The organism is Aquitalea sp. FJL05, from assembly GCF_003852595.1.
GTDB lineage: Bacteria > Pseudomonadota > Gammaproteobacteria > Burkholderiales > Chromobacteriaceae > Aquitalea > Aquitalea aquatilis.
Genome location: NZ_QAJS01000036.1, coordinates 1 through 826, shown reverse-complemented (window position 1 = coordinate 826; position 826 = coordinate 1). Strand labels below are relative to the sequence as shown.

Genomic DNA, 826 nt, shown 5'->3' with positions numbered 1-826 from the left:
GTAGAACTACGCATTCATGCCATTCCACCTTGTCCAGCGCATGTTAGGCGCATAAACTGTTGAACTTTCAACAGAATGTGAAGATTCACGTCAGCAGACGTGATGAGACGCCATGGACTTTTCCGCTCTGCTCGCCAGCTTCGCCGCCGCCTTTTCCCAGCACCAGCGCCTGCTCACCTTGCAGCTGGATGGCGGGCAGATCGCCGCCGAGCAGCTGCTGCCGCACACCCTGGATGGCAGCGAGGGCGTGTCGGAAGCCTATCGCTATCAGCTCAGCTGTCTGTCGCCCGACGGCAATATCGAACTCAAGTCGCTGCTCGGTGTGGCCGCCCGCCTCGGTGTGCTGGATGCCGATGGCAGCGAGGTGGTGCGTTGTGGCGTGGTGTCGCGGGCTGAGCTGTTGGGTTCTGATGGCGGCTTTGCCAAGTACGGCCTGACCATCGAGCCACCGTTTGCCCTGCTGCGGCTGCGCCGCACTTCGCGGGTGTTTCAGGACCTGTCCGTCCCCGACATCGTCAAACAAATCCTGGCCGAGCATCAGGCCAATAATCCGGTGTTTGCCCAGGTGCAGACGCTGGAATTCCACACCGCCAACGCCAGCCCGCGCAGTTACTGTCTGCAGTATCGTGAAAGCGATTTCGACTTCATCGTGCGGCTGCTGCACGAAGAGGGCTACGCCTGGCGTTTCGAACATGTCGATGGCGAGCATCCGCAGGTCAAGCTGGTGGTGTTCGACGATGCCTTCAGCCTGCCGCCAGCCGCCAGCGAGCGCGTGCGCTTTCACCGCAGCGATGCCACCGAGGAAGAAGACGGCCTGACCGATTGG

The 826-nt window shown here is 61.3% G+C and carries 1 protein-coding gene; it reads left to right on the top strand.

All coding sequences use genetic code 11. The features are described 5' to 3' along the window. Window positions 1–112: 112 nt before the first annotated feature. Window positions 113–826, top strand: a 714-nt coding sequence (locus tag DBR44_RS19395; RefSeq protein ID WP_199731120.1) for a type VI secretion system Vgr family protein, incomplete at its 3' end; no start/stop codon positions are given.